This is a genomic window from Streptomyces sp. NPDC126499, assembly GCF_040302485.1.
Classification (GTDB): domain Bacteria; phylum Actinomycetota; class Actinomycetes; order Streptomycetales; family Streptomycetaceae; genus Streptomyces.
This window is the reverse complement of the sequence record NZ_JBEOUO010000015.1, coordinates 161,492-186,979: the sequence shown is the minus strand read 5'-3', so window position 1 is coordinate 186,979 and position 25,488 is coordinate 161,492. Positions and strand designations below refer to the sequence as shown.

23 protein-coding genes are annotated in these 25,488 nt (G+C 73.0%); 18 read left to right on the top strand and 5 right to left on the bottom strand.

The genetic code is table 11. The features are described 5' to 3' along the window. Nucleotides 1–26 precede the first annotated feature (26 nt). The 4 genes from ABTZ91_RS23155 to ABTZ91_RS23140 all read left to right on the top strand — a co-directional run bounded on the left by ABTZ91_RS23155 (nt 27) and on the right by ABTZ91_RS23140 (nt 3,811). Entirely contained in the window at nt 27–449 is a 423-nt protein-coding gene (locus ABTZ91_RS23155) for an STAS domain-containing protein (protein ID WP_352079102.1), read from the top strand. 183 nt (nt 450–632) lie between these two features. Continuing rightward, nucleotides 633–1,175 (top strand): ATP-binding protein, encoded by a 543-nt coding sequence (locus ABTZ91_RS23150; RefSeq protein ID WP_352079101.1) that lies wholly within the window; start codon nt 633–635, stop codon nt 1,173–1,175. A 254-nt stretch (nt 1,176–1,429) separates the two neighbouring features. Next, nucleotides 1,430–2,968, top strand: a complete 1,539-nt coding sequence (locus tag ABTZ91_RS23145; protein WP_352079100.1) for a DHA2 family efflux MFS transporter permease subunit — start codon at nt 1,430–1,432, stop codon at nt 2,966–2,968. 156 nt (nt 2,969–3,124) lie between these two features. Further along, entirely contained in the window at nt 3,125–3,811 is a 687-nt protein-coding gene (locus tag ABTZ91_RS23140) for a hypothetical protein (protein WP_352079099.1), read from the top strand. 24 nt (nt 3,812–3,835) lie between these two features. On the opposite strand, the gene ABTZ91_RS23135 is transcribed toward ABTZ91_RS23140, so the two are convergent. Next, nucleotides 3,836–4,951: an AI-2E family transporter gene (locus tag ABTZ91_RS23135; protein WP_352079098.1), complete on the bottom strand. Its 1,116-nt coding sequence runs from the start codon at nt 4,949–4,951 to the stop codon at nt 3,836–3,838. Nucleotides 4,952–5,238: 287 nt separating this feature from the next. Between ABTZ91_RS23135 and ABTZ91_RS23130 the strand changes: the two genes are divergently transcribed. From ABTZ91_RS23130 to ABTZ91_RS23120, 3 genes are all read left to right on the top strand, one after another. Then, nucleotides 5,239–7,020: an FAD-dependent oxidoreductase gene (locus ABTZ91_RS23130; RefSeq protein ID WP_352079097.1), complete on the top strand. Its 1,782-nt coding sequence runs from the start codon at nt 5,239–5,241 to the stop codon at nt 7,018–7,020. 389 nt (nt 7,021–7,409) lie between these two features. Continuing rightward, nucleotides 7,410–8,201: a VOC family protein gene (locus ABTZ91_RS23125; protein WP_352079096.1), complete on the top strand. Its 792-nt coding sequence runs from the start codon at nt 7,410–7,412 to the stop codon at nt 8,199–8,201. 42 nt (nt 8,202–8,243) lie between these two features. Further along, nucleotides 8,244–8,648 carry a ChaB family protein gene (locus ABTZ91_RS23120; RefSeq protein ID WP_352079095.1) on the top strand — a complete coding sequence of 135 codons (405 nt, stop codon included), beginning with the start codon at nt 8,244–8,246 and terminating at the stop codon, nt 8,646–8,648. A gap of 47 nt (nt 8,649–8,695) precedes the next feature. Here ABTZ91_RS23120 and ABTZ91_RS23115 read toward each other — a convergent pair whose 3' ends face one another. Continuing rightward, nucleotides 8,696–9,073, bottom strand: a complete 378-nt coding sequence (locus ABTZ91_RS23115; protein WP_352079094.1) for a J domain-containing protein — start codon at nt 9,071–9,073, stop codon at nt 8,696–8,698. A 207-nt stretch (nt 9,074–9,280) separates the two neighbouring features. Here ABTZ91_RS23115 and ABTZ91_RS23110 point away from each other — a divergent pair, with 207 nt between their 5' ends. The 3 genes from ABTZ91_RS23110 to ABTZ91_RS23100 all read left to right on the top strand — a co-directional run bounded on the left by ABTZ91_RS23110 (nt 9,281) and on the right by ABTZ91_RS23100 (nt 10,697). Continuing rightward, nucleotides 9,281–9,676, top strand: coding sequence for a hypothetical protein (locus ABTZ91_RS23110; protein WP_352079093.1), 396 nt, complete (start codon nt 9,281–9,283; stop codon nt 9,674–9,676). A 171-nt stretch (nt 9,677–9,847) separates the two neighbouring features. Further along, a complete protein-coding gene (locus ABTZ91_RS23105; RefSeq protein WP_352079092.1) occupies nt 9,848–10,321 on the top strand; it encodes a hypothetical protein in 474 nt (157 codons plus the stop codon). Nucleotides 10,322–10,334: 13 nt separating this feature from the next. Beyond that, nucleotides 10,335–10,697, top strand: coding sequence for a DUF5335 family protein (locus ABTZ91_RS23100; RefSeq protein WP_352079091.1), 363 nt, complete (start codon nt 10,335–10,337; stop codon nt 10,695–10,697). Nucleotides 10,698–10,919: 222 nt separating this feature from the next. Here ABTZ91_RS23100 and ABTZ91_RS23095 read toward each other — a convergent pair whose 3' ends face one another. After that, on the bottom strand, nt 10,920–11,345 hold the full coding sequence (locus ABTZ91_RS23095) for an Hsp20/alpha crystallin family protein (protein WP_352079090.1): 426 nt from the start codon (nt 11,343–11,345) through the stop codon (nt 10,920–10,922). A gap of 164 nt (nt 11,346–11,509) precedes the next feature. Between ABTZ91_RS23095 and dnaK the strand changes: the two genes are divergently transcribed. From dnaK to ABTZ91_RS23055, 8 genes are all read left to right on the top strand, one after another. Beyond that, nucleotides 11,510–13,429: a molecular chaperone DnaK gene (dnaK, locus tag ABTZ91_RS23090; protein ID WP_352079089.1), complete on the top strand. Its 1,920-nt coding sequence runs from the start codon at nt 11,510–11,512 to the stop codon at nt 13,427–13,429. A 49-nt stretch (nt 13,430–13,478) separates the two neighbouring features. Further along, nucleotides 13,479–14,222 carry a nucleotide exchange factor GrpE gene (locus ABTZ91_RS23085; protein WP_352079088.1) on the top strand — a complete coding sequence of 248 codons (744 nt, stop codon included), beginning with the start codon at nt 13,479–13,481 and terminating at the stop codon, nt 14,220–14,222. A 118-nt stretch (nt 14,223–14,340) separates the two neighbouring features. Continuing rightward, a complete protein-coding gene (locus ABTZ91_RS23080) occupies nt 14,341–15,345 on the top strand; it encodes a DnaJ C-terminal domain-containing protein (protein ID WP_352079087.1) in 1,005 nt (334 codons plus the stop codon). A 42-nt stretch (nt 15,346–15,387) separates the two neighbouring features. Continuing rightward, on the top strand, nt 15,388–15,702 hold the full coding sequence (locus tag ABTZ91_RS23075) for a chaperone modulator CbpM (RefSeq protein ID WP_352079086.1): 315 nt from the start codon (nt 15,388–15,390) through the stop codon (nt 15,700–15,702). Nucleotides 15,703–15,708: 6 nt separating this feature from the next. Continuing rightward, nucleotides 15,709–18,381 carry an ATP-dependent chaperone ClpB gene (clpB, locus tag ABTZ91_RS23070; protein ID WP_352079085.1) on the top strand — a complete coding sequence of 891 codons (2,673 nt, stop codon included), beginning with the start codon at nt 15,709–15,711 and terminating at the stop codon, nt 18,379–18,381. A 126-nt stretch (nt 18,382–18,507) separates the two neighbouring features. Further along, entirely contained in the window at nt 18,508–18,963 is a 456-nt protein-coding gene (locus tag ABTZ91_RS23065; protein ID WP_352079084.1) for a CBS domain-containing protein, read from the top strand. A gap of 201 nt (nt 18,964–19,164) precedes the next feature. Beyond that, complete coding sequence (locus tag ABTZ91_RS23060) at nt 19,165–20,019, top strand: bifunctional 5,10-methylenetetrahydrofolate dehydrogenase/5,10-methenyltetrahydrofolate cyclohydrolase (RefSeq protein WP_352079083.1); 855 nt, start codon at nt 19,165–19,167, stop codon at nt 20,017–20,019. 120 nt (nt 20,020–20,139) lie between these two features. Beyond that, nucleotides 20,140–20,952, top strand: a complete 813-nt coding sequence (locus tag ABTZ91_RS23055) for a hypothetical protein (RefSeq protein ID WP_352079082.1) — start codon at nt 20,140–20,142, stop codon at nt 20,950–20,952. A gap of 58 nt (nt 20,953–21,010) precedes the next feature. Here ABTZ91_RS23055 and ABTZ91_RS23050 read toward each other — a convergent pair whose 3' ends face one another. After that, complete coding sequence (locus ABTZ91_RS23050) at nt 21,011–22,390, bottom strand: SWF or SNF family helicase (protein ID WP_352079081.1); 1,380 nt, start codon at nt 22,388–22,390, stop codon at nt 21,011–21,013. Continuing rightward, nucleotides 22,387–25,422: a DEAD/DEAH box helicase gene (locus ABTZ91_RS23045; RefSeq protein WP_352079080.1), complete on the bottom strand. Its 3,036-nt coding sequence runs from the start codon at nt 25,420–25,422 to the stop codon at nt 22,387–22,389. Before ABTZ91_RS23045 ends, ABTZ91_RS23050 begins: the two co-directional genes overlap by 4 nt. Nucleotides 25,423–25,488: the final 66 nt, after the last annotated feature.

Below are 25,488 nucleotides of genomic sequence, written 5' to 3'. Positions count from 1 at the left end.
CCGTACACAAGGAGAACACCATCACGATGCGAGCCGACAACGGGCAGGACACCGCGACGCAGGGCGCATCCGGGGCACAGGCGCCACGGGACGCGGCACCGCGCGCCGAGACCGCGGTGACGCTGCGAACGCACCACACCGAGACGGGCGCGGCCGTGTGCACGATCGTCGGTGACCTCGACTTCGACACGCTGGCGGCCGTCCAGGAAGGGCTGACCGACCTCGTCGACGAGCGCCCGCCCGCGCTCGTCGTCGACCTCGCCCAGGTCGGCTTCTGCGACTCCTCGGGCCTGAACCTGCTGCTGCGCACCCGCGCCGCGGCGGTCGCCGCTGGGACGGAGCTGCGGCTGGCCGGGGTCGCCCCCGCCGTCATGCGCGTTCTGGAGTTGACCGGTGCCGACACCGTCTTCTCCCTCTACGATTCCGTGGCGGACGCACTCGCGGCGTGACGGGCTCCCCGCGAGCCCGCCCGTCACATCGCCGCACCGGACATCGACGGATCGCCATCGACGGATCGAACATCGACCGACCGAAACATCGACCGACCGAAACATCGACCGACCGAAACATCGACCGACCGAAACATCGACTGACGGAAGATCGCCTCACCGACGCCGAAGGGAACCCACCACATGACGATCGGCAGGGGCGCCCGGGACGGCGCACCACCGCGGGCCGACGCACCGGAATGCCGGGAGGGGCCGGAGACGGCTCGTCGCCCCCGTCCGACGGGCCGGGACCGCCCGGCCATACCCGGCGACACCCGCCGCCGGCTGCGACTGGCGGGGCTCGCCTCGCCCGCCGGCCGGGCCCGGGCCTTCACCCTGGAGACGCTCGCCGACTGGTCCTGGTCCGCGACCACCCCGGGTGTGGACGCCGACGTGGCAGGTGACGTCGTGCTGGTCGTGGCCGAACTCGTCGCCAACTCCGTGGCACACGGGGGAGGACCGCTGGAGCTCGTCCTCGACGCCACCGGCACCCGCCTGCGGATCGAGGTCAGCGACAGCGGGACGCTCCTGCCCGCTCCGCGCCGGTCCCACCACCCGGAGCTGCCCGGCGGCCACGGACTGTTCATCGTCGAGCGGGTCACCGACCGGTGGGGCGTCGAGCGGCACGCGTGGGGCAAGACGGTGTGGGCCGAGGTGGACGCGAAGCGCCTGGCGCCCGGGACCTGAGCCGCCGGGCCCTGCTTGACGCCCGGCCTTCGGGCCGCCAGACCCGGGCGTGGCCCGGGACCTGAGCCGCCGGACCTGAGCCCGCTCCCGCGCCGACGAGCCCGCCCGGCGCACCGGCCGGCACTCGGCCGCTCCGGCAGCGGCAAAATCGGTTGAGCGTGGGCGGCGGCACCGGGAGGATCGGGGAACACCGATGAGTTCTTCCCGGCACCGAGGTCTGTTCGTGTGACCTGCCACGTGCGGAGGGCACTCACATGACGGAAGGCACCATGCTCGCACCCCACGCAACACCCACCCTGCCACCCGCCCGCGTCACAGCCGTGCTGCGGATTCTCGTGCTGTCCACGTTCGTCGTCCTCCTCAACGAGACGATCATGGTCAACGCGATCCCGCGGCTCATGCGCGAGTTCGAGGTCAGCGCGGCAGCCGCGGGATGGCTCTCCACGGCCTTCATGCTCACCATGGCCGTCGTCATCCCCGTGACGGGATGGTTCCTCCAGCGCGTGACGACGCGGACCGCCTTCGGTCTGGCCATGACGCTGTTCCTCGCCGGCACGGCACTGGCCGCGGCCGCGCCCGCCTTCCCCGTCCTGCTGGCCGCTCGCGTCATCCAGGCCGGCGGCACCGCCGTCATGATGCCGCTGCTCATGACGACGCTGATGACCCTCGTGCCCCCGCAGGACCGCGGCCGTGTCATGGGCAACATCACCCTCGTCATCTCCGTCGCCCCCGCCCTCGGCCCCGCCGTCTCCGGTGTGCTGCTGCAACTGGGCAGCTGGCGCCTGCTGTTCCTGGCCGTGCTGCCCATCGCCGGAGCCATGGCCCTCTTCGGCCGGAGCCGGCTGGTCAACATCGGCGAACCGCAGGCCGGTCCGATCGACTGGCCGTCCGTCCCCCTCGCCGCGGCGGGCTTCGGCGCCCTGGTCTACGGCCTGAGCGAGCTCGGCGCCGCGAACGCCGCCGAGGCCCCCGTCCCCCCGGCGGTCACGACCCTGGTCGGCGCCGTGCTGGTCGCCGTGTTCGCCTGGCGACAGCTGTCCCTGCAGCGCTCGTCCACGCCACTGCTCGACCTGCGCACCCTGACCTTCCGCCACTTCTCGGTGGCACTCGCCCTGATGTGCCTGTCCTTCATGGCCCTCATGGGTGCGTTCATCCTGATGCCGATCTATCTGCAGGAGGTGCTCGGCCTGTCCTCGCTGCAGACCGGACTGCTCCTCATCCCCGGCGGCCTGACCATGGGCCTGCTCGGACCGCAGGTCGGCAAGTTGTACGACCGGCTCGGCGCACCCCGCCTGGTCGTCCCCGGAGCGGTGCTCACCGCGCTCTGCCTCGGCCTGTTCGCCCTGACCGGCGAGGAGACCTCGCCGTGGCTGGTGCTGGCCCTGCACGTGGCCCTGAGCGCCGGCATGGCGTTCGTCTTCACTCCCGTCTTCACCTCCGGCCTCTCCGTACTGCCGCCGCACCTCTACCCGCACGGCTCCGCCATCCTCGGCTCGCTGCAGCAGGTCGCGGCCGCAGCCGGCACGGCGCTGGTCATCAGCGTGATGTCGGGACGCGCCGCCACGGCGGCGGCGGACGGCGCCGACGCCACCGGCGCCCTGGCGACGGGCATCCGATGGGGTTTCGGCATCGGCGCCGTGCTCGGCGGACTTGCCGTGCTGCTCGCCCTGCTGGTCCGCACCCCGCCCGCGCCGCCGCAGCCCGCCGAGTCCGAGACCCAGGAGGACGACGGCGCCACGGACGGCACGACGCACGGCACCACGCCGGACAAGACCGCCCAGACGCCCAGCTGACGTCCTGGCCGATCGCCCGGCGCCGCAGCGGCCCTCCGCTGCGGCGCCTTTGTCCTTCGCGGCCGTACGGGCCCGGGCCACGTGAGTACGCGTACTCACGCCGGGCCGGTCAGCGCACCCATCCGCCGCGCCGCCACGCCCGCATAGGGTGCGCGTATGCCCGATGAGACCGTGCCCAGTCCCGCCACCGCCCCCGACGCGCCCGAGCCCAGGGCCTCTTCCCGTTCCCTCGGGGCTCTGGGATGCGCGGGCGCCGCGCTCGTCGGCGTGCTCCTCCTGGCCGGCACGCTCGCGTGGGGTTCATGGGCGTCGAAGGACTTCCCCCGTGTCGCACCCGAGGAGATGGCGAACCGCGCCCTCCAGCGTTCCCAGGAGGCCTACACGGTCCTCGGCTTCGAGCGCACCATCCCACCCGGAGTCGAGGACATCGGCGTCAGCACGGAGAACACGCTCGGCTCCGACTACTGCTACGACGGCGGCCTGCTGGGCCTCGCGGACGAGACCGTCGACGGCGCCTACTCCATGGGCCACAGGTGGGCACTCGACCACGTGCCGGCGAGCCAGGCGGTCCACGGTCTCCGCCGGCTGCACCGCTACCTCCAGGACGAGGGCTGGAAGGTCACCTCCTACCGCGAAGGCGATCAGAGCAGGGCCTGGGAACTGTTCGCGCAGCGGGACGACGGCGAGGAGCGCATGTCCTTCACCTGGTACCCGGACCGCGCGTACTTCACCGGCGGTGCCTTTGGGCCCTGTGCCTACGACCCGGAGTGGAGGAACGGCGACGTCGGTCCCGCCGGGGACGACCAGAGGCCGCCCGCCTTCGGCCCCGCACGGCGGGACTGACGGGCGGGCGGCTCGCCCCCGTCGTCAGGACGTGACGGGGACCGGGGCGGGGGCCTCAGCGGGCTCCGGTTCCGGCCCTTCCTCGCTGAGCTGCTCACGCACGTACTTCCAGAACACCGCGATCATGGCGGCCAGCGGGACGGCGAGCAGGCTGCCCACGATGCCGGCCAGGCTGCCGCCGAGCGTCACCGCCAGCAGGACGACGGCCGCGTGCAGACCGAGTCCACGACTCTGGATCATGGGCTGGAACACATTGCCCTCCAGCTGCTGTACCACGACGATGATCGCCAGCACGATCAGCGCGTCGGTGATTCCGTTCGACACCAGCGCGATGAGGACCGCGACCAGGCCGGCGAACAGCGCGCCCACGATCGGCACGAACGCGGAGACGAAGGTCAGCACCGCGAGCGGAAGGACCAGGGGCACGCCGAGGATCCACAGACCCAGGCCGATGAACACGGCGTCCAGGAGACCGACGAACGCCTGGCTGCGCACGAACGCCCCCAGCGTCTCCCAGCTCCGCTCCGCGACGGCCGGAACGTCGACGGCGAGCCGCCCGGGGAGCTGACGGGCGAGCCACGGCAGGAACCGGGGACCGTCCTTCAGGAAGAAGAACATCAGGAAGAGCGCCAGGAAGGCCGTGACCACGCCGTTGAACACGGTGCCCACGCCGGTCGCGACGGCGGTGACCATGCTGCCGATGCTGTCCTGGACGCGGGCCATGGCCGTGTCGAGAGCACCGGAGATCTGGTCGTCACCGATGTTCAGCGGCGGCCCGGCCGCCCACTCCCGCAGCCGCTGGATCCCCTCGACCACTCCCTTGGAAAGCTCGCCCGACTGGGACGCGACCGGTACCGCGATGAGCGCGACGATGCCGACGACGACCAGCACGAACGCCACCGTGACGACCGCCGCCGCCAGCGCGGGAGGCCAGCCGTGCCGCCGCAGGAAACGCGTCAGCGGCCAGGTCAGGGTCGTGAGCAACAGCCCGACGACGAGCGGCCAGACGACCGACCACATGCGACCCACGATCCACAGGGTCACCCCGGCCATCAGCAGTACCAACAACGACTCGGCGGACACACGAGCCGCTGTGCGCAGAGCGCCGGCGGCTTTCGTCGAACTCAACGTGGCAGACATGCGCCCACCCTATGGAGGGACACGCCGTGGCCCGCCAGTCGGGTCGCCCACAGCGCCACCGCCCGGGACCGGCACGGCGACCACGCCGTACCGCGCGCTCGCCCGGCGTGAGCGGGACGTCGACCAGGCCCTGCGGGTGCTGGAGGCCCACCACGGGGCGACAGGGGCGGCAGGGGCGGGATCGCGCCATGTGAGCGCCGGTAGCCGCACGCACCTTCCGGCGTCGGCGGGACCGCCCTATGCTCCTGCGCCGGACGTGGAGTTACCGCCGGTAAAGGGGCTGGGGCATGGACCGCATGGGCAACTCACGACGTACCTTCGTGGCGGGCGCGGCCGCCGTGACCGGAGCGGTCGCCACCGGCGGCCTCGCCCTCGGCGCCGCACCGGCCGCCGCCGACTCGCCCGCACCGCACTCCGTGGCCGTGCTCGGCGGCGGTGTCGCGGGCCTGACCGCCGCCCACGAACTGGCCGAACGCGGCTTCCGCGTCACCGTCTACGAGCGCCGGGCGCTGGGCGGCAAGGCCCGCTCCATGGACGTACCGGACAGCGCGCGCGGAGGCCGCCGCCCGCTCCCCGCCGAACACGGCTTCCGGTTCATCCCCGGCATCTACCACAACCTCCCCGACACCATGCGGCGCATCCCCTTCCCCGGGAACGCCAACGGCGTCTGGGACAACCTCGTCGCGCCCGCCGAGATGTCCTTCGCCCGCACCGGCCGGGAAGACCTGCGCATCCCGCTCCCCTGGCCGGGCCACCGGCCCGCCGAACTCACCCTCGACGAGATCCGCCGCGCCGTGACCGCCGTCCTGGACACCGCCCACTCCATCCCGCTCCACGAGACCGCCTACTTCGTCAACCGCTTCCTCGTCTTCCTGACCAGCTGCGACGAGCGGCGCGACGAGGAATGGGAGCGGACGCCCTGGTGGGACTTCCTGGGAGCCGAGCGGATGAGCTACGACTACCAGCGCATCCTGGCCGTCGGACTGACCCGCAACATCGTCGCGACGAAGGCCGAGGAGGCCAGTACCCGTACGGTCGCCACCCTCCTGGAAGCCTTCGTCTTCAACGCCCTGGGACGCGGCGCCGACGGCCCCCTCGACCGGATCCTGAACCTGCCCACCAACGAGGCGTGGATCGACCCCTGGGTGGCTCATCTCACGGGACTGGGCGTGGAGTTCCGTATCGGCTGGACCTTGCGGGAGCTGGCCTACGACCCCGGAACCGGCCGGGTCGCGGCGGCCGTCGTCGAGGACCCGCAGGGCCTGCGCCGCTCGGTGACCGCCGATCACTACATCTCCGCGATCCCGGTGGAGCACGCCCGCCGGACCTGGGGCGCGGCGCTGCGGGCGGCCGACCCGCAGCTCGCGCGGTGCGACAAGCTGGAGACGGACTGGATGACCGGCATCCAGTTCTATCTGACCGAGCACGCGCCGCTGATCGCCGGACACGCCAACTGCATCGACTCTCCCTGGTCGTTGACGGCGATCCAGCAGGCGCGCCACTGGCCGTCCCGCGACTTCCCCGCCGACTACGGCGACGGGGCCGCCGTCGACTGCCTCTCCGTGGACATCTCCGAGTGGGACCGGCCCGGCATCCTCTACGGCAAGACGGCCAAGCAGTGCACTCCCACCGAGGTCGCCCGCGAGGTGTGGGCCCAGCTGAAGGCCGCGTTCAACGACGCGGGCCGCACGGTGCTCAAGGACTCCGCGCTGCACTCCTGGTTCCTCGACCCGGGGGTCGACGGCCTCGGCACACCCCACCCGACCAACGAGGACCAGCTCCTCATCCACCCGGTCGGGACCTTCCACAACCGGCCGCGGGCCGCCACCAGGATCCCCAACCTGTTCCTGGCCGGCGACTACGTGGCCGTCGACATCGACCTGGCGACGATGGAGGGCGCCAACGCCTCGGCCCGCCAGGCCGTCAACGCCCTGCTCGACCGGACGGGCTCGACCGCCCGCCGCTGCACGGTGCGGCCGCTCTTCCGGGCTCCGGAGATGGAGGGCCACAAGCGCCACGACCGACTGCGCCACCGACTCGGCCTGCGCAACGCGCTCGACGTGGGCTGAGCCGGGGCAGGCGGCCGGGTCGGGACGGCGCCGGTGGCGACGTCGTCCCCGCGGCCGCGTGCTCGGCGGCGTGGCGCTCCAGCAAGGTCCGGGTCGAGGGCGGCATGTCAGAAGCTCGCGGGTGAGGAGGCGAGCAGTGGGAGAGGAGGGGAAGGCCGCTGCGGCCCGGATCGGCAGCGGGTACGTCACCGGCACCCCGGATGGCCGAAACGCCGAGCCCCACGTCGGCACCGGCACCGTCACAGCGCCGACACCCGTCACCGTCACCGACACCGTCCGCGCGAGACATCGCGGGCGGGCCGAGTGGGGGAGCGGCCCCCGGGCATACGCGCAAGCGTGGGCCCCGGGGCGACCGCCGGGCCCCGTGTCCCCCATGAAGGGAGAGTGCCGTGACGCTGGTGGCAGCCGATGTGATCGGCGCTCCTTGCTGGCTGAGCCTGGCGGCGCGCGACCGGGAGGCCGCGGAGGGTTTCTACGGGGCGGTGCTGGGATGGACGTTTCGGCAGGGCCGCTTCGGCCGGGCCTTCTCGGTGGCCGAGGTCGACGGGGTGCCGGTCGCCGGCATCGGCGCGGTGGCGGGCGAGTTCGCCGTGCCGGTGGCATGGACGCCGTACTTCGCCGTCGGCGACGCGGACGAGGCCGTGGCGCGTGTCCGCGAGCGGGGCGGGACCGTCGGGGTCGGCCCCGTCTCCTTCCCGGCCGGCGGGCGAGCGGCGCTCGTGGCCGATCGCGAGGGTGCCGTGTTCGGCGTCTGGGACGGGGACGTCCTCACGGAATGGAGCGTCGGCCTGACGCGGTCCCCGGCCTGGTTGGAACTCCACACGGGAAACGCGTTCGACGCGGCCCTCTTCTACGGCGAGGTCCTGCGCTGGGGCGAGCGCGAAGGCGACGGCTGTTGTGACGTCGCCTACGAGGAGGACCAGGTCGTCCTCCGCCGGTCCGGGCAGCCGGTGGCGAGGCTGAACAGCGGCCCCGTCGAAGAGGCCGCGCCCAAGCCGCAGCTGCGGCCCCGGTGGCTCGTCCACTTCAGGGTCCGGGACCTGGACAGAGCGGTCGCGCTCGCGCTGGAGCACGGCGGCAGCACCGTCACGGGCCCCGAGTGGGGCGGCGGCGGCCAGGTGACGCTCCGGGACCCCGACGGCGGTCTGTTCACACTCGACCACTTCGACGCCACGCCGTGAGGACACGACGTCGGCACACACCTCGTCACACGGGAGGGCATCATGCCAGGACGTGAAGAGCTTCCTTCCACGCTGGAACGTTCCCCCAAGGACGCACAGCGCACATGGATCAAGGCTCATGATTCGGCCGTCGAGCAGTACGGGGAGGGCGAGCGGGCCCATCGGGTCGCCTACAGCGCGCTCAAGCACAAGTACGAGAAGGTCGCGGACCACTGGGAGCGCAAGGAGCACGGCCGTAAAGGCCCGTCCGACCCCCGCGCCGCGACACCGCGCGACAAGCCCGCCCGCAGCGGCGAGGGCGTCGACGAGAACGCGACGAAGCAGCACCTGTACGAGCTGGCCCAGCGGCTCGACATCGGCGGGCGGTCACGGATGAGCAGGGCCGAACTGCTGGAGGCGATACGCAGGGAAAACCGCTCCAGGACACGCCGAGCCCGCTCGGCGTGAGGGCACGCCCACGCCGGCCCGCCGGTCGGCGTCCGTCCGATCGAGCTCTATCGAGAGGGATCGACGATGACGGGGCCCGCGCGCAGCAGCCATGCACCGCGGGGGCGAAGCGCCGGCGCCGGCCGCGGGCCGATGACGACGACGTACGCGCGCTCGGGCGGGCGAGGGAACCCGGAACGCCGCCGTACGGGCACCGCGGTCGTACGCCTCGCCGCGTCGTACTCCGCCCGCCGTCGACCGTCGCGCAGAGTGGCATAGGCGGTGATCACCTCGGCGAGCTTTTCGGGCTGAGCCGGCCGACCCGGATGGGCGTCCGGATGCAGGGCACGGAGCAAAGCCCGGTAGGCGCTGGTGATCTGCTGGAGCGAAGCCGTCGGGTCGACACCGAGCACCGCGTAGTGGTCCGGCTGACGGGGCGCGGTCACGACGCTCACCTCCCGCGGCGGAATGCGCGTTCCCTGACACGTTCATAGAACTCTCTCGGCGGATATTCAAGGGATCCGGCGTGCTGAATGCGTCGAGGCATAAACGCGCACCACGTGTTGTCGTCATCATTGGTTCGAGGAAGATTCGAGGAAGAAGGAAGGGAATACCCGGCGACGGAACCTACGCAGAGGGAAGAGGTGAGAGGCATGATCACCGAACTCGCACTCGAGCGGGTGCTTTTCGCCTGCGGGCGCTGCTGGCACGAATGGAGCATCGACTACGACGTTCAGCAGTACCGGGACGATCAGGGCAGCGACTGGGAGTACTTCTCCCGCGACGGTACGTCCGTGCCCTCGCCGTACACCCCGGCCGGTGCCGTGCCGTGCCCCCTCTGCGGTCGCCGATGGGTCGGCCGCATCCTTGCCCGCAGGCGCATTCCGACAGCCCCCGGACCTGCCGAGACGCCGCGCGAGAGCATCGCCGACGCCACGGGGCACCGGCCCGAGCGGCATGGTGCTCCGCTGCTCGGCGCCACCGCGCACAGCCAGCCGAAGCCGCCCGGGCCGCCCGCCGAGCGGGCCGCCGTCGTGGCGGCCGACTGACCGCATCAGGGGGCCGGCCGACCGGCCCCCTGATGCGGCGCGCCGGTCCGCCTCGAAGGCGCATTGATAGGAAGCGGTATTTATCCATATCGTGATACGGGGAAAGTCGGATGCTCCCCGAGCGCGTAGGTGCGTAGGAGGTCTCCGGATTTCGGAAGGAGGGCTGCGGTCGTGGCGCGCCTGCTGGTTCAGAACGATGACGTGGTCGTACGGCTGTCATGGCGTGAGGCGCTGCTGGCACGTCGAAAAGGCGTCCGCGTTCCCCTCGCGGAGGTGCAGGAGGCGAGGGTGGAGTCGGATTGGTGGCGGGCCATGCGAGGGGCCGCCGAGCGGGGGAAGTGGCGGGCGGAACGCTTCTGCATGGGCACGTGGCGGCATGCGGGCGGCGTCGACTTCGTCGCCGTGCGGGCTCCCGGGCCGGTGGCCGTCGTGGATCTCTTCCCGGGCGGCCGATTCGCCCGCCTCTCGGTCTCCACCCCCGATCCCGAGGGCGCCGTGCAAGCGGTGCGGCTCGCCGCCCAGCGGGCCCGGGAGGAGGGCCGCCCGGCGGCGCGAGAGGTCACGGGCCCCTCGCGGTCGGCGCGTAGGCCGCTGGAGAAGAAGGACGACACGGAAGGGGAGGAGCGATCCACCCGCAGCGTGTGAAGGAGGATCCGGCATGGCCTACACCCGCGTTCTCGACCGCGGCACCTGGACGACCGCGTTGGACGAGCTGACCGAGGCGCACGGCGGGGAACTCGTCAGCATCGAGGTGCTGGACCCTGCCATCGGGCACCAGTACGCAGCCGAGCGACTGCCCTTCTCGTACCTCACCTACGATCCGAAGGACGACGTGGTGATCGTCGCCGTCGGCGGCCGCTCTCCGCGTGATCCCGTCGCGCTGCGGCACATGGTGCGGCACCCGAAGGAGATCGACATCTCGACGGTGGGCGTCCCCGAGCCCGCCGTGCGGGTCCTGGACGGGGACGATGCCGCCACCTTGATCACCTTCTTCCCGGCCGAGTCCGGAACGGAGTCCTGAGGGCGAGTCCGCGAGAGCGCGGAGTCCTCAGGCCGCCGGGGCCGCGTCAGCAGGGCCGGGCCCCACGGCGTCGTGGCGCCGTGGGGCCCGGCCGAGTGCCGCCGTAGGGGGTGGCGGGCCGCCGTAGGACATGCGGGAAGGAGTGCCCGCCGGCCCGGGCCCGGCCCGGCGGGCACTCCTTACCCCGTGGTGACCGCAAGGCCCGCAGTCCCCGGTCATGACTCATGACCGCAGTTCGTTCTCCGTGCGCCTGCTGGTACCGATCTGGATCTTGCGCGGCGTGGCCTGCTCGCCGACCGGGATCCGCAGACTGAGGACACCGGCGTCGTACGTCGCCTCGATGTTCTCCGTGTCCAGCGTCTCGCCGAGGAAGAGCTGCCTGCTGAACGTGCCGGTGGGCCGCTCGGAGATCACCGTCTCGGCGCCCTCCTTGATGTCGGGCTTGCGTTCGGCCCGTACGGTCAGCGTGTCCTTCTCGACGCTCACGTCCACGGATGCGGGGTCGACGCCCGGCAGGTCGAACTTGACCCAGACGGCACGGTCCTCGCGCCAGGCGTCCATCGGCATGGCCGCAGGGCGCGGCGCGGTGTTGAAGACCTGCTGAGCGAGTCGGTCCAGCTCACGGAAGGGATCGGTCCGCATCAGCATCTGATCATCGCCTCCTCGCTGCGTGCTCTCGAACTGATTCGTCCGATATCTCTTATATAGAGCCCACCAGACTTCTTGACAAGAGATGACTCAACTTTTATCCCGGAAGGTGTATGAGACGCGAGTGAAGCAAGCAGGTCACGGCCAGATCGGAGGAAACGGCGATGGCCAAGGCTGTGGGTATCGATCTGGGGACGACGAACTCGGTGGTCGCGGTCTACGAAGGCGGCCATCCGCAGGTGATCACCAACACCGAGGGCGGTCGCACGACACCTTCGGTGGTGGCGTTCACCGACACCGGCGAGCGGCTCGTCGGTCAGATGGCGCGCCGCCAGGCCGTACTCAACCCCCAGGGCACGGTCTACTCGGCGAAGCGGTTCGTCGGCCGGCGGTACGACGAGATCGGCGCGGAGGCCGGACAGGTCTCCTACGAGGTGGTCGCGGGACCGGACGACGCGGCGCGGTTCTCGATACGCGGCACGTCGTACGCCCCCGAGGAGATCTCCGCCGCAGTGCTGCGCAAGCTCGTGGACGATGCCGCCAAGCAGCTCGGCGAGAAGGTCACCCAGGCGGTGATCACGGTCCCGGCGTACTTCAACGACGCACAGCGGCAGGCCACCAAGGACGCCGGCCGCATCGCCGGTCTCGACGTGCTGCGCATCATCAACGAGCCGACCGCGGCCGCCCTGGCGTACGGACTGGACAAGAAGAAGCACGAGACGGTGCTCGTCTTCGACCTGGGCGGCGGCACCTTCGACGTCAGCATCCTCGACGTGGGCGACGGCGTGGTGGAGGTGCGCTCCACCGCCGGCGACACCCACCTCGGCGGTGACGATTTCGACCGGCGCCTCGTGGATCACCTGGCCGACGACTTCCAGCGGCTCAACGGCATCGACCTGCGCCGCGACCCCCAGGCGCTGCAGCGGCTGTACGAGGCGGCGGAGAAGGCGAAGGTCGAGCTGTCCACGACCGCGCAGACGCAGATCAACCTTCCCTTCGTCACCGCTGACGCCTCAGGTCCGAAGCACCTGACGACCACCGTGACACGGGCGACCTTCGAACAGCTCACCGGCGATCTGGTCGAGCGGTGCATGGGGCCGGTCCGGCAGGCGATGGCGGACGGCAAGGTGACCGCCGACGACCTGGACGAGGTGATCCTCGTCGGCGGTTCGACCCGCATCCCCGCGGTGCAGGCGCTGGTGCGACGGCTGACCGGCGGCAAGGACCCCAACATGTCGGTCAACCCCGACGAGGTGGTCGCCCTCGGCGCGGCCGTTCAGGCGGCCGTGCTCCAGGGGGAGGTCAAGGACGTCCTGCTGCTCGACGTGACGCCGCTCTCGCTGGGCGTCGAGACCCTCGGCGGGCTGATGACCAGGCTGATCGAGCGCAACACCACCATTCCCACCCGGCGCGGCGAGACGTTCACGACCGCTGAGGACAACCAGCCGGCCGTCGACGTCGTCGTGCTCCAGGGCGAGCGCGAGCGGGCCGCGGACAACCGGGTCCTCGGCCGGGTCCGACTGGACGACATCCGTCCGGCGCCCCGGGGTACGCCACAGATCGAGGTGACGTTCGACATCGACGCCAACGGCATCCTGAACGTGTCCGCGAAGGACAAGGACACCGGCGCCCAGCAGAGCATCACCGTCTCCGGCAGCGGCACCCTGGACGAGTCCGAGGTCCAGCGGATGGTCCAGGAGGCCGAACGCAACCGGGCCGAGGACGCCCGTATACGCGAACTCGTCGAGGCGCGCAACGAACTCGACAGCGTCGCCTACCAGGTCGAGCGACGGCTGGGAGAACTCGGCGACTCCGTAGCCGTCCACGACAAGGCCCGTGCCGAGTCGCTGATCGCGGACGCCCGGCAGGCCGTCAAGGAGGAGGCGCCGCTGGACCGTGTGCGGTCCCTGACCGCGGACCTGCAGCAGATGCTGCACGGCCTTGCGGCGACCGCCGGACCGGTCGGCGGGCCTGGGCCCGGTGGTCCCGGACCCGGTGGTCCCGGACCCGGCGCCCCCGGACCTCGGGGAACCGGGTCCGGCGGCGGGGACGACGTGATCGACGCGGAGTTCAGGCCCGGCTGACCCATCGGTTCGGCACGGACAGGACGAGCGGACAGCGGGATGAGCAACCATGAGCCAGGAACATCCAGAAGCCAGGCGCCCGGCGGAAGAACGGGCACAGGAGGAGGCGCGGCGCGTCGTCCAGGAAGCGGCGGCCGCAGCGACCGAGGCCGCCCCGGAGGCACGCGCCGCCGCAGCCTCGGAAGCAGCCGAAGCAGCGGAAGCAGCCGAATCCACTGAAGCAGCCGAAGCCGCCGCAGCCACGGAGGCCGCGCGAGCCACCCGAGCCGCCGACGTCGCCGCAACCACCGACACCACCCGAGCCGCCGCAGCCGCCGGCCCCGGCAACGCGCCGGGGCTTCCGGAGCTGGACGTGGAGGAGCTGCGGGACCGCTGGCAGCGGGCCGTGGCGGAGAACGAGAACCTCCGCAAGCGCCACGACCGGCAGCTGGCGGACGCGCGCGGCGCCGAGCGGGACCGCGTGACCGCCGCATGGCTGCCGGTCGTCGATCACCTGGAGCTGGCTCTCCAGCACGCGGCGGCCGACCCCCGGGCGATCGTCGCGGGCGTGGAGGCGGTCTGCCAGCAGGCGTTCGCCGTGCTCGCGCAGCTCGGCTACCAGCGGATCGCCGAGGTGGGGGAGCCGTTCGACCCCCGCCTGCACGAGGCCGCCCAGGTCCGCGAGGACCCGGCCGCCGCGCCCGGCAGCGTCGTCCAGGTGCTGCGCGCCGGATACGGCAGCGACCGGGGACTCCTGCGCCCTGCGGTGGTGTCGGTGGCGGCGAGACCCGAGGCGGCCGGATCCCAGGAGTGATTCCGCTACGGCGGACGGCCGGTGGCGGCAACCGGTGCCGGCAAGGACGGAGTCGGGACGTCAGAAGGACGACGACGGAGATCGGTGGAGTAGGGGACGGAGACCTCGGGAGCAGTCGATGGAGACCTCGAACCGTGACTACTACGACGTACTCGGCGTCTCCCGGAACGCGAGCGCCGAGGAGATCCAGCGTGCGTACCGCAACCTGGCCCGCCGCTGGCACCCCGACCTCAACAAGGACCCGGGGGCCGAGGAGCGGTTCAAGGAGCTCAGCGAGGCGTACGAGGTCCTCGCCGACCCCGAGAGCAGGGCCCGCTACGACCGTTTCGGACGGGCCTGGCGGCAGGCCGGCGAGGAGACGGCAGGCGGGGCGGGCGGCCCCTTCGGGGCGGGCGCCGGCCGACGGGTGTACGTCAACACCGGCGGCGGCCCCGGTTCCGGCGGCTTCGGCGGGTTCGGCACAGGCGATCTCGGTGATCTCGGTGATCTCGGCGGCCTGGGAGGCGCCGGTTTCGAGGACCTGTTCGGCGGCCTCTTCGGCCGCGGCACCGCGGACCGGGGCGGCTTCGGGCGGATGCCGGGCGCGGACCAGGAAGCCGAGATCACCCTGAGCGTGGAGGACGCCTACGCCGGCGGCCGACGCCGTATCACGCTGAACACGTCCGCCGGGCAGCGCAGTTACGAGGTGAACATCCCGCCCGGCGTCACCGACGGCCAGCGCGTCCGCCTCGCCGGAGAGGGCGGCTCCGGCAGCGGCGGCGGCCCCTCCGGCGACCTGTACCTCGTCGTGCGGCTGGCCCCCCACCCGCGCTACCGGGTCGACGGACGGGACATCACCGTCGACCTCCCGGTCGCTCCCTGGGAGGCCGCGCTGGGCGCGTCCGTCCCCGTTCAGACCCCCGCCGGCACCGCCACGGTCGACCTGCCGGCGGGCTCCTCCAGCGGGCGCAGGCTGCGGCTGCGAGGACGCGGCATGCCCAACCGCCGCGGCCCTGACGGCGATCTGTACGCCGAGGTGAGGATCGTCGTACCGGCCGATCCGACGCCCACGGAACGGCAGCTGTTCCAGCGCCTCGCCGAAGAGTCCGGATTCGACCCCCGTCACCGCACCGGAAGGGGATGAGCAGACGTGGCGCAACACCCCAGCCGTTACCCTCTCGTCCGCGTGGTCGGCGCTTACGGCACCTACCGGGCCGGCGTCACGATCGAGGAGTTCGCCGCGGCCACCGGCCTGCACCCCGAGCTGGTACGCCGCTACGTCACGCTGGGACTGATCGAACCCGACACCGACCCCGACGGCCGGCTCCGGTTCGGCACGGCGCATCTGACGCGGGTGGCCCGCATCCACCGGCTGCGCACGGGCCTGGGTCTGAACTACGCCGCCCTCGGGGTCGTCCTGGACCTGCTGGACCGTATCGAGGAACTCGAAGCCGCCCTCGCCGGGCGGACCGCCACCACCGTCCGTGTACGCAGGAGGTGAACCCAAGTGGACATGAACCGGCTGACGCAGAAGTCGCAGGAAGCACTGCGGGACGCCCAGACCAAGGCGCTGCGATGCGGCCACGTCGAGGTCGACGGGGAGCACCTGCTGCTCGCCCTGCTCGACCAGAGCGAGGGACTCGTTCCCCGCCTGCTCACCGCCGCGGGCGCGGACGCCGACCGGACCAGGGCCGCCGTGGAGGACGTGCTCGGCCGGCGCCCGAGCGTGTCCGGCCCCGGTGCCGGGCCCGGCCAGGTCTACGTCACCCAGCGGCTGGCCCGCCTGTTCGACGCGGCCGAACAGGAGGCGACGCGGCTCAAGGACGAGTACGTCTCCGTCGAGCACCTGCTGCTCGCCCTCCTGGAGGAAGGTTCCGGCAGCGCGGCCGGGCGGATCCTGCACGAGCAGGGCCTTGGCCGCGAGAACTTCCTCGGCGCGCTCACCTCGGTGCGCGGCCACCAGCGCGTCACCTCCGCGAGCCCCGAGGCCACCTACGAGGCCCTGGAGAAGTACGGCCGCGACCTGGTCGCGGAGGCACGCGCCGGCAAGCTCGACCCGGTCATCGGGCGCGACACGGAGATCCGGCGGGTGGTGCAGATCCTGTCCCGCAAGACCAAGAACAACCCCGTCCTCATCGGCGACCCCGGCGTCGGCAAGACCGCCATCGCCGAAGGACTGGCACAGCGCATCGCGCACGGGGACGTGCCGGAGGGCCTGCGCGACAAGACCGTCTTCGCCCTCGACATGGGCTCCCTGGTCGCGGGGGCCAAGTACCGCGGCGAGTTCGAGGAACGGCTCAAGGCCGTCCTCCACGAGGTCACCGCGGCGGAGGGACGCATCCTGCTGTTCGTCGACGAGATGCACACCGTCGTCGGCGCGGGAGCCGCCGAGGGCGCCATGGACGCCGGGAACATGCTCAAGCCGCTGCTCGCGCGCGGCGAGCTGCACATGATCGGCGCGACCACCCTCGACGAGTACCGCAAGCACGTCGAGAAGGACGCCGCCCTGGAACGCCGCTTCCAGCCCGTCCTCATCGACGAGCCGAGCGAGGAGGACGCCGTCTCCATCCTCCGCGGCCTGCGTGAACGCCTGGAGGTCTTCCATGGCGTCAAGATCCAGGACGGCGCCCTGGTCGCCGCCGTCACCCTCTCGCACCGCTACATCTCCGACCGGTTCCTCCCCGACAAGGCCATCGACCTCGTCGACGAGGCCTGCGCCATGCTCCGCACCGAGATCGACTCGATGCCCGCCGAACTGGACCAGCTCACCCGCCGCGTGCGCCGCCTGGAGATCGAGGAGGCGGCCCTCGCCAAGGAGGAAGACCCCGCGAGCCGGGCCCGCCTGACGGAGCTGCGCAGGGAACTGGCCGACACCCGCGCCGAGGCCGACGCGCTGCGCGCCCGGTGGGAGGCCGAACGCCAGGCGCTGCGCAAGGTCCAGACGCTGCGCGAGGAGCTCGAACGCGTACGGTACGAGGCCGAGGAGGCGGAGCGGTCGTACGACCTCGACCGCGCCGCCGAACTCCGCCACGGCCGCCTGCCCGAACTCCAGCGGCGCCTCCAGGCGGAGGAGGAGCAGCTCGCCACCAAGCAGGGCGGGCGCCGGCTGCTGCGCGAGGTCGTCACGGAGGACGAGATCGCCTCCATCGTCGCCCGCTGGACCGGCATCCCCGTCAGCCGCCTGCTGGAGGGCGAACGGCAGAAGCTGCTGCGGCTCGACGAGATCCTTCACGAGCGGGTCATCGGCCAGGACGAAGCCGTCCAGCTGGTCGCGGACGCCGTCATCCGCGCCCGGTCCGGGGTCAAGGACCCCCGCAGGCCCATCGGTTCCTTCCTTTTCCTGGGCCCGACCGGCGTCGGCAAGACGGAGCTGGCACGCACCCTCGCGGCCGCGCTGTTCGACACCGAGGACAACATGATCCGCCTCGACATGAGCGAGTACCAGGAACGGCACACGGTCAGCCGGCTGATGGGCGCCCCGCCCGGCTACGTCGGCTACGAGGAGGGCGGCCAGCTCACCGAGGCCGTGCGCCGCAAGCCGTACTCGGTCGTCCTCCTGGACGAGGTGGAGAAGGCCCACGCCGACGTCTTCAACACCCTCCTGCAGCTCCTGGACGACGGCCGCCTCACCGACGCCCAGGGCCACACGGTCGACTTCCGCAACACCGTGGTGGTGATGACCAGCAACATCGGCTCCCCGTACCTCCTCGAAGGGGTGACACCGGACGGCGAGATCAAGGAGGAGACGCGGGCGGCCGTCATGGCCGAGCTCCGCGCCCACTTCCGGCCGGAGTTCCTCAACCGGGTCGACGACGTGGTCCTCTTCAAGCCACTGACGCTGCCCGAGATCGAGCGGGTCGTGGACCTGCTGAGCGAGGACGTACGCCACCGGCTCGCCGACCGGCGCATGGACCTCACGCTGACCGAGGAGGCCCGCCGCCACATCGCCGCCGAGGGCTTCGACCCCGTCTACGGTGCCCGGCCCCTGCGCCGCTTCATCCAGCGCGAGGTCGAGACCCGCATCGGCCGCGCCCTGCTGGCCGGCGACGTCGCCGACGGCTCGACGGTCACCGTGGACGTCGACGACGACCACCTCACGGTCACCTGGGCGGCCCACGACGCGGTACACGACGCGGCCGCGGAGAACGAGCGGAGCTTAGAGTGGAACGTGAGAGCGTGAGAACGTGAGAGTGGCGTGAAGCGCTGCCGTCGCCGGCCGGGACCGTCCGCGCCGCTCCATGCCGGGGTCCACGTTGGCGGTCCCCGCGCATGCCGCCGGCGGCACAGCGGGGTTGAGGAGAGCGCCGTGCGTGCCCGTGACCTGGCCGAGTCGTATCCCTACGTCACGACCGACGACGATGCGATGGACGCGGCCCGACTGCTGGCCCGGGATTCGCTGCCGGCCCTGCTCGTGCTGGACGCGGACGGGCAGCCCCACGCGATCGTGCCCGGCTCGCAGGTCCTGCGGCAGGCACTCCCGGAGTACGTGATCCACGATCCGCTGCTGGCATCCGCGGCCGGAGAGGCGATCGACGCCGAGATCGCCGAACGGCTCGCGGGGCGTACCGTCGCCGAATGGCTGCCCCGCCGCCTCTTCCCGCCGCCGTACGTGGGCCCGGACGCGACGGCGGTCGAGGTCGCGGCCCTGATGGCCCGCACCCACAGCCCGCTCGTGGCGGTGATCGAACGCCACGGCGGCCAGGTGCGCCTCATCGGCACGGTCACGGCCGCCCGCCTCATGAGCTGCTTCCTGGACCGGTGAGCCCGTGGCCGGAGGAGGCCGCGTGCGCCCCGGCCCGTAGCCGTACGCCACCGTCACGTAGAGTGGGCCCCGGGCCGTGACTGGCGCTTGAGGTGGATCACCACCGGGGAGCGGCCCGGCGGCGGCGCGCATCCCGCGCGGCCGTGTCGCAGCCGTGCGCCTGGGCGATCCACCGTTCTCGACGACGCCCAGGAGTGGCCCATGTCCACCAGCACCGCCCGCCTCATGGACGGCACCGCGCTCGCCCGCCGCACGGTCGAGGAGACCGCCGCGCGCGCCGCCGAGATCACCCGCCGCACCGGCGCCACCCCCTGCCTCGCGACCGTCCTCGTCGGCGCCGACCCGGCCTCCGTCACCTACGTCAAGATGAAGCAGAACCGCTGCGCGCAGGCCGGAATCCGCTCCCGGCACGTCGAGCTTCCCGCCGAGACGACCACCGAGGAGCTCGTCGCGGCGATCACCGCGCTCTCCCAGGACCCCGAGGTCCACGGCATCCTGCTCCAGCACCCGGTCGGTCCGCACATCGACGAGCGTGCCGCCTTCGAGGCCATCGCCCCGGAGAAGGACGTCGACGGCGTCACCATGGCCTCCTTCGCCGCCATGGGCTTCGGCCTGCCCGGCTTCGTCTCCTGCACCCCCGGCGGCATCATGCGCCTGCTCGACGCGTACGACGTCCAGCTCAGCGGCAAGCGGGCCGTGGTCGTCGGCCGCAGCGCCATCCTCGGCAAGCCGGCCGGCCTGCTGCTCCTGGGCCGCGACGCGACCGTCACCTACTGCCACTCCCGCACCACCGACCTGTCCGCCGCCGTCCGCGAGGCCGACGTCCTCGTCGCGGCCGTCGGCAAACCCCGCTTCATCAAGGGCGAGGACATCAAGCCCGGCGCCGTCGTGATCGACGCCGGCTACAACCCGGGCAACGTCGGCGACGTCGACTTCGAGAGCGCCGCCGAGCGCGCCTCCCTCATCACCCCCGTGCCCGGTGGCGTCGGCCCGATGACCATCGCCGTCCTCCTCGCGCAGACCGTCGACGCCGCCGAGCGTCAGCTGGGCCTGTAGCGCCGTGCGACCGGCCGAGGGTCTCGCGCGAGCCGCGAATTCGTCACGGTTCTGTACGAGCGGCGCCCGGGCGGCCGATATCGCTCGCCACAGCGACGAGCGCGGGCGACCCTGATACCCATGCTCCACCCGCCGACGGAATCACCGTCCCGCGACGCCCGGCCACCGAGACGGCCGGGCGTCGTCGTGCTGCCGCTCGCGGCGCTCGCCGCGGTCCTCCTCGTCTCCCTGGCCGTCACCGCACGCGGCGGCACGGACGGCGGCGATCCGCGCGCCACGCCGCCCGCTCCCGCCGCGACCGGAGCGGACACGTCGTCGCGGCGCGCGGGGAACGGCGACACGGCGGGCGACAGGCCGAGCGGAACGTCGAGCGACACCTCCACGCCGGGCCGGGGGCCCTCCGCCCAGGGTGAGAGCGCCTCGCCGCTGCCCGCGCCCACCACGAAGCGCCCCGCGCCCTCGCGCACGGACCGGAGCCCCGGCAGGCCGCCCGCCGCCGCGTCCAGCGACTCCGCCGTCCCGCCCGGCACCGCGAGCCCCCGGCCCCGCCCGAGCGCCGGCCGCCGGTCCGCGAGCGCCGCGCCGCGCACGCCGTACGACACGCTGCGCGTCGGCAACTGCTTCGACATCGTCCGCGACGCGCCGGGCACCGTCGTCCGCCGCGCCTGCGACACACCGCACGACGCCGAGCTCGTCGCACGGCTCCGCCTCACCGGCAGCTACGCCGACGACCGTGCCGTACGGGACGCGGCGGCCGCCCTGTGCCGGGCGCCGCTGCGCGCCAAGGCGGCGGACCAGCCGCTCGGCACCCGCTGGGCCACCTTCGTGCAGTACCCCTACCGCACCAGCTACCTCCTCGGCACCGACGTCGTCGCGTGCAGCCTCGCCGCGCCCTCCGACTCGGACCGGAAGCTCACGGCACCGCTGCACTGACGGCGCCCCCGCCCCCTCCTTACGGAGCCTCCGCCCGTCAGGGCCGCGGGGTCCCGCCTTACGACACCTCCGCTCCCGCCAGGGCCGCCGCCGGGTCCTGCTCGGGCGGGCCCGCCGGGATCCAGTGGGCGTCCTCCTGGCGGTACGGCCACCAGCGGCCGTCCGGGCCCAGGCGGAGCTGGGTGGGCGTGCCGGTGACCGTCCAGCGGCCGGGTCCTGACGGGTGGAGGGTGGGGCGGTCCGCGGTGTCCCAGGCCTCCGCCAGCCGGGTTTCGGCGCGGCGGAGGGTCTCGGGGTCGGGGAGCCAATCGTCCTCCAGGACCGCGAGGGCGGCCGGTCCCCCGGATCGCCAGGCGCGGACCGCGCGGTCGAGTTCGGCCCGGTCGCGGCCCGAGCCCTCGGCGAGTCGCGCCGCGATCCCCGGCGCGGGGGAGCCGGCGGCGAGCCGCACCGCGTCCTGGCCCGCCGTCAGAGGCGGCGCGCCGAACGGCGTCGCACCGGACAGCAGGCGCTGCGCCCGGGCCGCCGCGTCCGCCGCGAGGAACTCGAGGGCCGCCGGGTCGATGCCCGGCCCGGGGGCGACCTCCGTGTCGAGAGACGGCGGTTCGCCCGGGACGGCGGGCGGGACCGGCGGCGCGGGCAACGGAGGCAGGATGTCCCGCGTGGCGAAGGCCTCGTACGCCGACACGCCCGCCATGGCCGGGCTGTCCGTCGAGCCCGACCCGCCCGCCCTGGCCGAAACGCCCTCCACGCCGGCCGTGGCCGAGCGCGCCCCGCGCGTCCTCCGCGCGGCCGTCGCACGTGACGCGCTCCGCTCCTGCAGCGCCTCGACCAGCGCCCGCTCGCCCCGCCCCCGCAGGAGCAGCAGCACGAACGGGTCCTCGTCGAGCAGCCGCGCCACCTGGTAGCAGAGGGCCGCCGTGTGCGGGCAGTGGTCCCAGGCCTCGCAGCCGCACTCCGGTTCCAGATCGCCGATGCCCGGCAGCAGTTCGAGCCCGGCCGCCGCCGCGTCCTCGACCAGGTGCGGCGGCATCTCCCGGTCGAGGAGGGCCGCGATGTGCCCCGCGCTGTCCACCGCGAGTTCGACGAGCCGGTCCCACTCCTCCTCGGACAGCTCCTGGCACAGCACGTCGCTCCGGTACGCCGTGCCGTCCCGGTCCTGCACCACGGCCGTGATCCGGCCGGGTCGCACCGACACCGCCCCGACCGCCCCGGCCCGCGCGTGTCGCCGCCCCGCCTTCAGCTGCTGCCCGTCGAGCGCCGTGTCCTCCAGCGCCTTCAGCCACGCCCGGCCCCACCAGGTCCGGGCGAAGGCCGCGCCCCGTACCGGCGGCAGCGCCGCGAAGGTCCGCTCGTCCCCACCGGTCCCACCATGCGCACCGGTCAAACCGTTCGCACCCGCCCCGCTGTTCACGTCGTTCACGCCGTGTCCGCTCATCGTCCGTCCTCCCCGCGCAGCTGCACCAGTTCCGCCAGCTCGGCGTCGGTCAGCTCGGTCAGCGCCGCCTCGCCCGAGCCCAGCACCGAGTCGGCCAGCGCCCGCTTGCGCTCCAGCATGTCCGCGATCCGGTCCTCGATCGTGCCCTCGGCGATCAGCCGGTGCACCTGCACCGGCTGCGTCTGCCCGATCCGGTACGCGCGGTCCGTGGCCTGCGCCTCGACGGCCGGGTTCCACCAGCGGTCGTAGTGCACCACATGACCGGCCCGCGTCAGGTTGAGGCCGGTGCCCGCCGCCTTGAGGGACAGCAGGAAGACCGGCACCTCACCGGCCTGGAACCGGGCGACCATCGCCTCCCGCTCGGCGACCGGCGTGCCGCCGTGCAGGAACCGGGTCGCAACCCCGCGCGCCGCCAGATGCTCCTCCAACAGCCGTCCCATCGCCACGTACTGCGTGAAGACGAGCACGCTCGCCTCCTCCGCGAGAATCGTGTCGAGGAGTTCGTCGAGCAGCTCCAGCTTGCCCGAGCGCCCGCCGGTCCGCGGCCGCTCCTCCTTCAGGTACTGCGCGGGGTGATTGCAGATCTGCTTGAGCCCGGTGAGCAGCTTCACCACGAGACCGCGTCGCTCCATCCCGTCCGCCTCGGCGATGGCGGCGAGGGTCTCGCGCACCACCGCCTCGTACAGGCCCGCCTGCTCCGTCGTGAGCGCCACCGCGTGGTCGGTCTCCGTCTTCGGCGGCAGCTCGGGCGCGATCCCCGGGTCCGACTTGCGGCGGCGCAGCAGGAACGGCCGGACCAGCGCGGCGAGCCGCGCCGCGGCGGCCGGGTCGGCGCCGCTCTCGACGGCGGAGGCGTACCGCGCGCGGAACGCGCCGAGTCCGCCGAGCAGTCCCGGTGTCGTCCAGTCGAGGATCGCCCACAGCTCGGACAGGTTGTTCTCGACGGGCGTGCCGGAGAGCGCGACCCGCGCCTTCCCGCCGAGGGTGCGCAGCGCCCGGGCGGTCGCCGAGTACGGGTTCTTGACGTGCTGGGCCTCGTCCGCGACGACCAGACCCCAGGGCTGCTCGGCGAGCCGCGGCGCGTCGAGCCGCATCGTGCCGTACGTGGTGAGGACGAAGCCCCCGTCGGCGCGTCCCGCCAGGCCCTCCACGCCCTCTAGTTCCCCCAGGCCCTCCAGCGTCCGCGACGCGCCGTGGAAGCGCCGTACGGGCGTGCCGGGGGCGAACTTCTCGATCTCCCGCTGCCAGTTGCCCATGAGGGAGGTGGGGCAGACCACCAGCGTCGGACCGGCGGTGGCCGGGTCGGTCTGCCGGTGCAGGTGGAGGGCGATCAGGGTGATGGTCTTGCCGAGGCCCATGTCGTCGGCGAGGCAGCCGCCGAGCCCGAGCGAGGTCATCCGGTGCAGCCAGCCGAGGCCGCGCAGCTGGTAGTCGCGCAGCGTCGCGGCCAGCGCGGCGGGCTGCCCGATCTCCCGGTCGCCGCCCTCCGGGTCGGCGAGCCGGGCCCGCAGCCGCTCCATCCAGCCGGTCGCCTGGACCTCGACCTGTCGCCCGTCGACCTCGGTGGTGCCGGTGAGTACGGCGCCGAGCGCGTCGACCGGGGTCAGCTTGCGGTCCTGCCGGTCCCGGGCGCGCCGCACCTCCTCGGGGTCGACGAGGACCCACTGGTCGCGCAGCCGTACGAGCGGGCGTCCGGCCTCGGCGAGGAGGTCGAGTTCGGCCCGCGTCAGCTCCTGATCGCCGATGGCGAAACGCCAGTTGAAGGCGAGCAGCGCGTCGGCGGACAGGAAGGACGGCAGCGCGTCGCCCCGGTCCCGGCCGCGCGCGTCACCGCGCCCGGGACCCTCGGGGCCGTCGAGGCCGTCGAGGGTGCCGGGCGTGTCGCGGCCGCCGGAGTTGTCGGGCGGTCCGATCACCGCGCGGGCGGTGAGCCGGTGGGCGAGTTCACGCGGCCAGTGGACCCGGACACCGGTGGCGGCGAGGGCGCGGGCGGCCGGACCGAGGAGTTCGGCCACCTCCTCGTCGTCGAGGTCCACGGCGTCGGGCACGGCCGTGCCGAGCAGCCGGGAGAGCGGCGGCCAGGCACGCGCCGCCCTCCGCAGCGCGAGCAGCGCGTCCATCCGGGCCCGGGCGCCGAAGGCGCCGCCCGCCGCGGTCGTACCGGCCCACACCTCGGCCGCGTCCGCGACGAGCGCCGGGTCGGCCGCGCCGTGCATCTGCAGCACGGCACGGAAGGAGGGACCGGCCCCACTGCCGTCCGGTCCGTTCGGCTCGCCGGGTTCTCCGGACGCGTCCCCCTCGACCGCCCCGACCAGCTCGACGCGCAGCGAGAGCCGTACCCCCGCGTCGTGCCCGGCGGCCACGTCCGCGGCCCAGACCCGCTGGTGCGGCAGCTGCTGCGGTTCCTGGTGCTCGTCGGCCGCGAACGCGGGTCCGCCGACGGCCAGGGGGGCTGCCGGGGTACGGGGCATGATGTCGGCGACGGCGTCGGCGAACGCCCGGAGCAGCTGCTCCGGTTCGGGCAGCAGCAGCGGCGAGTCGGCGTGCTCCGGCGCCGCGGCGAGCGGTACGGCGTGGGCCGACGGCGGCATGGACGCGGCGAGGTCGCGCAGCGCGGCCAGCTGTTCGGGGCCGAGTGGGCCGACCCGCCACGCGTCGAGGTCGGTGGCGGTGAGGCCGGGCAGCAGCAGCCCCCGGGCGACGAGGTCGAGCGAGAACAGCGAGGCCGCGCCCCAGAAGGCGGCGGACGCGGAAGCGCCCGCATCGAACCGGGCGCGCGCGAGGGCGGGCAGGGCCTCCCGTACGGACAGCAGGAGCGCGGGGACGGTCCGCTCCTGGACGTCGTCGTCGACGACCGTCAGTTCGGCGCGGACGCCGTCCAGGTCAGGGAGAACCACTGCATCCGGGGCGTCGGGGGACCAGAAGGCGACCCGGCCCGCGCGGGGCGGGTCGGCGGGCAGGAAGAGGGTCGAACAGCGGACGAGTTCATCGATGCCGGGCGCCTGTGACGCACCGGCTGGAGACTGCGACAACGCATTCCTCAAATTTGACTACTGGGGTCGAGCGGCCGAGGATACCCCAACTCCCCGCCCGCGTGC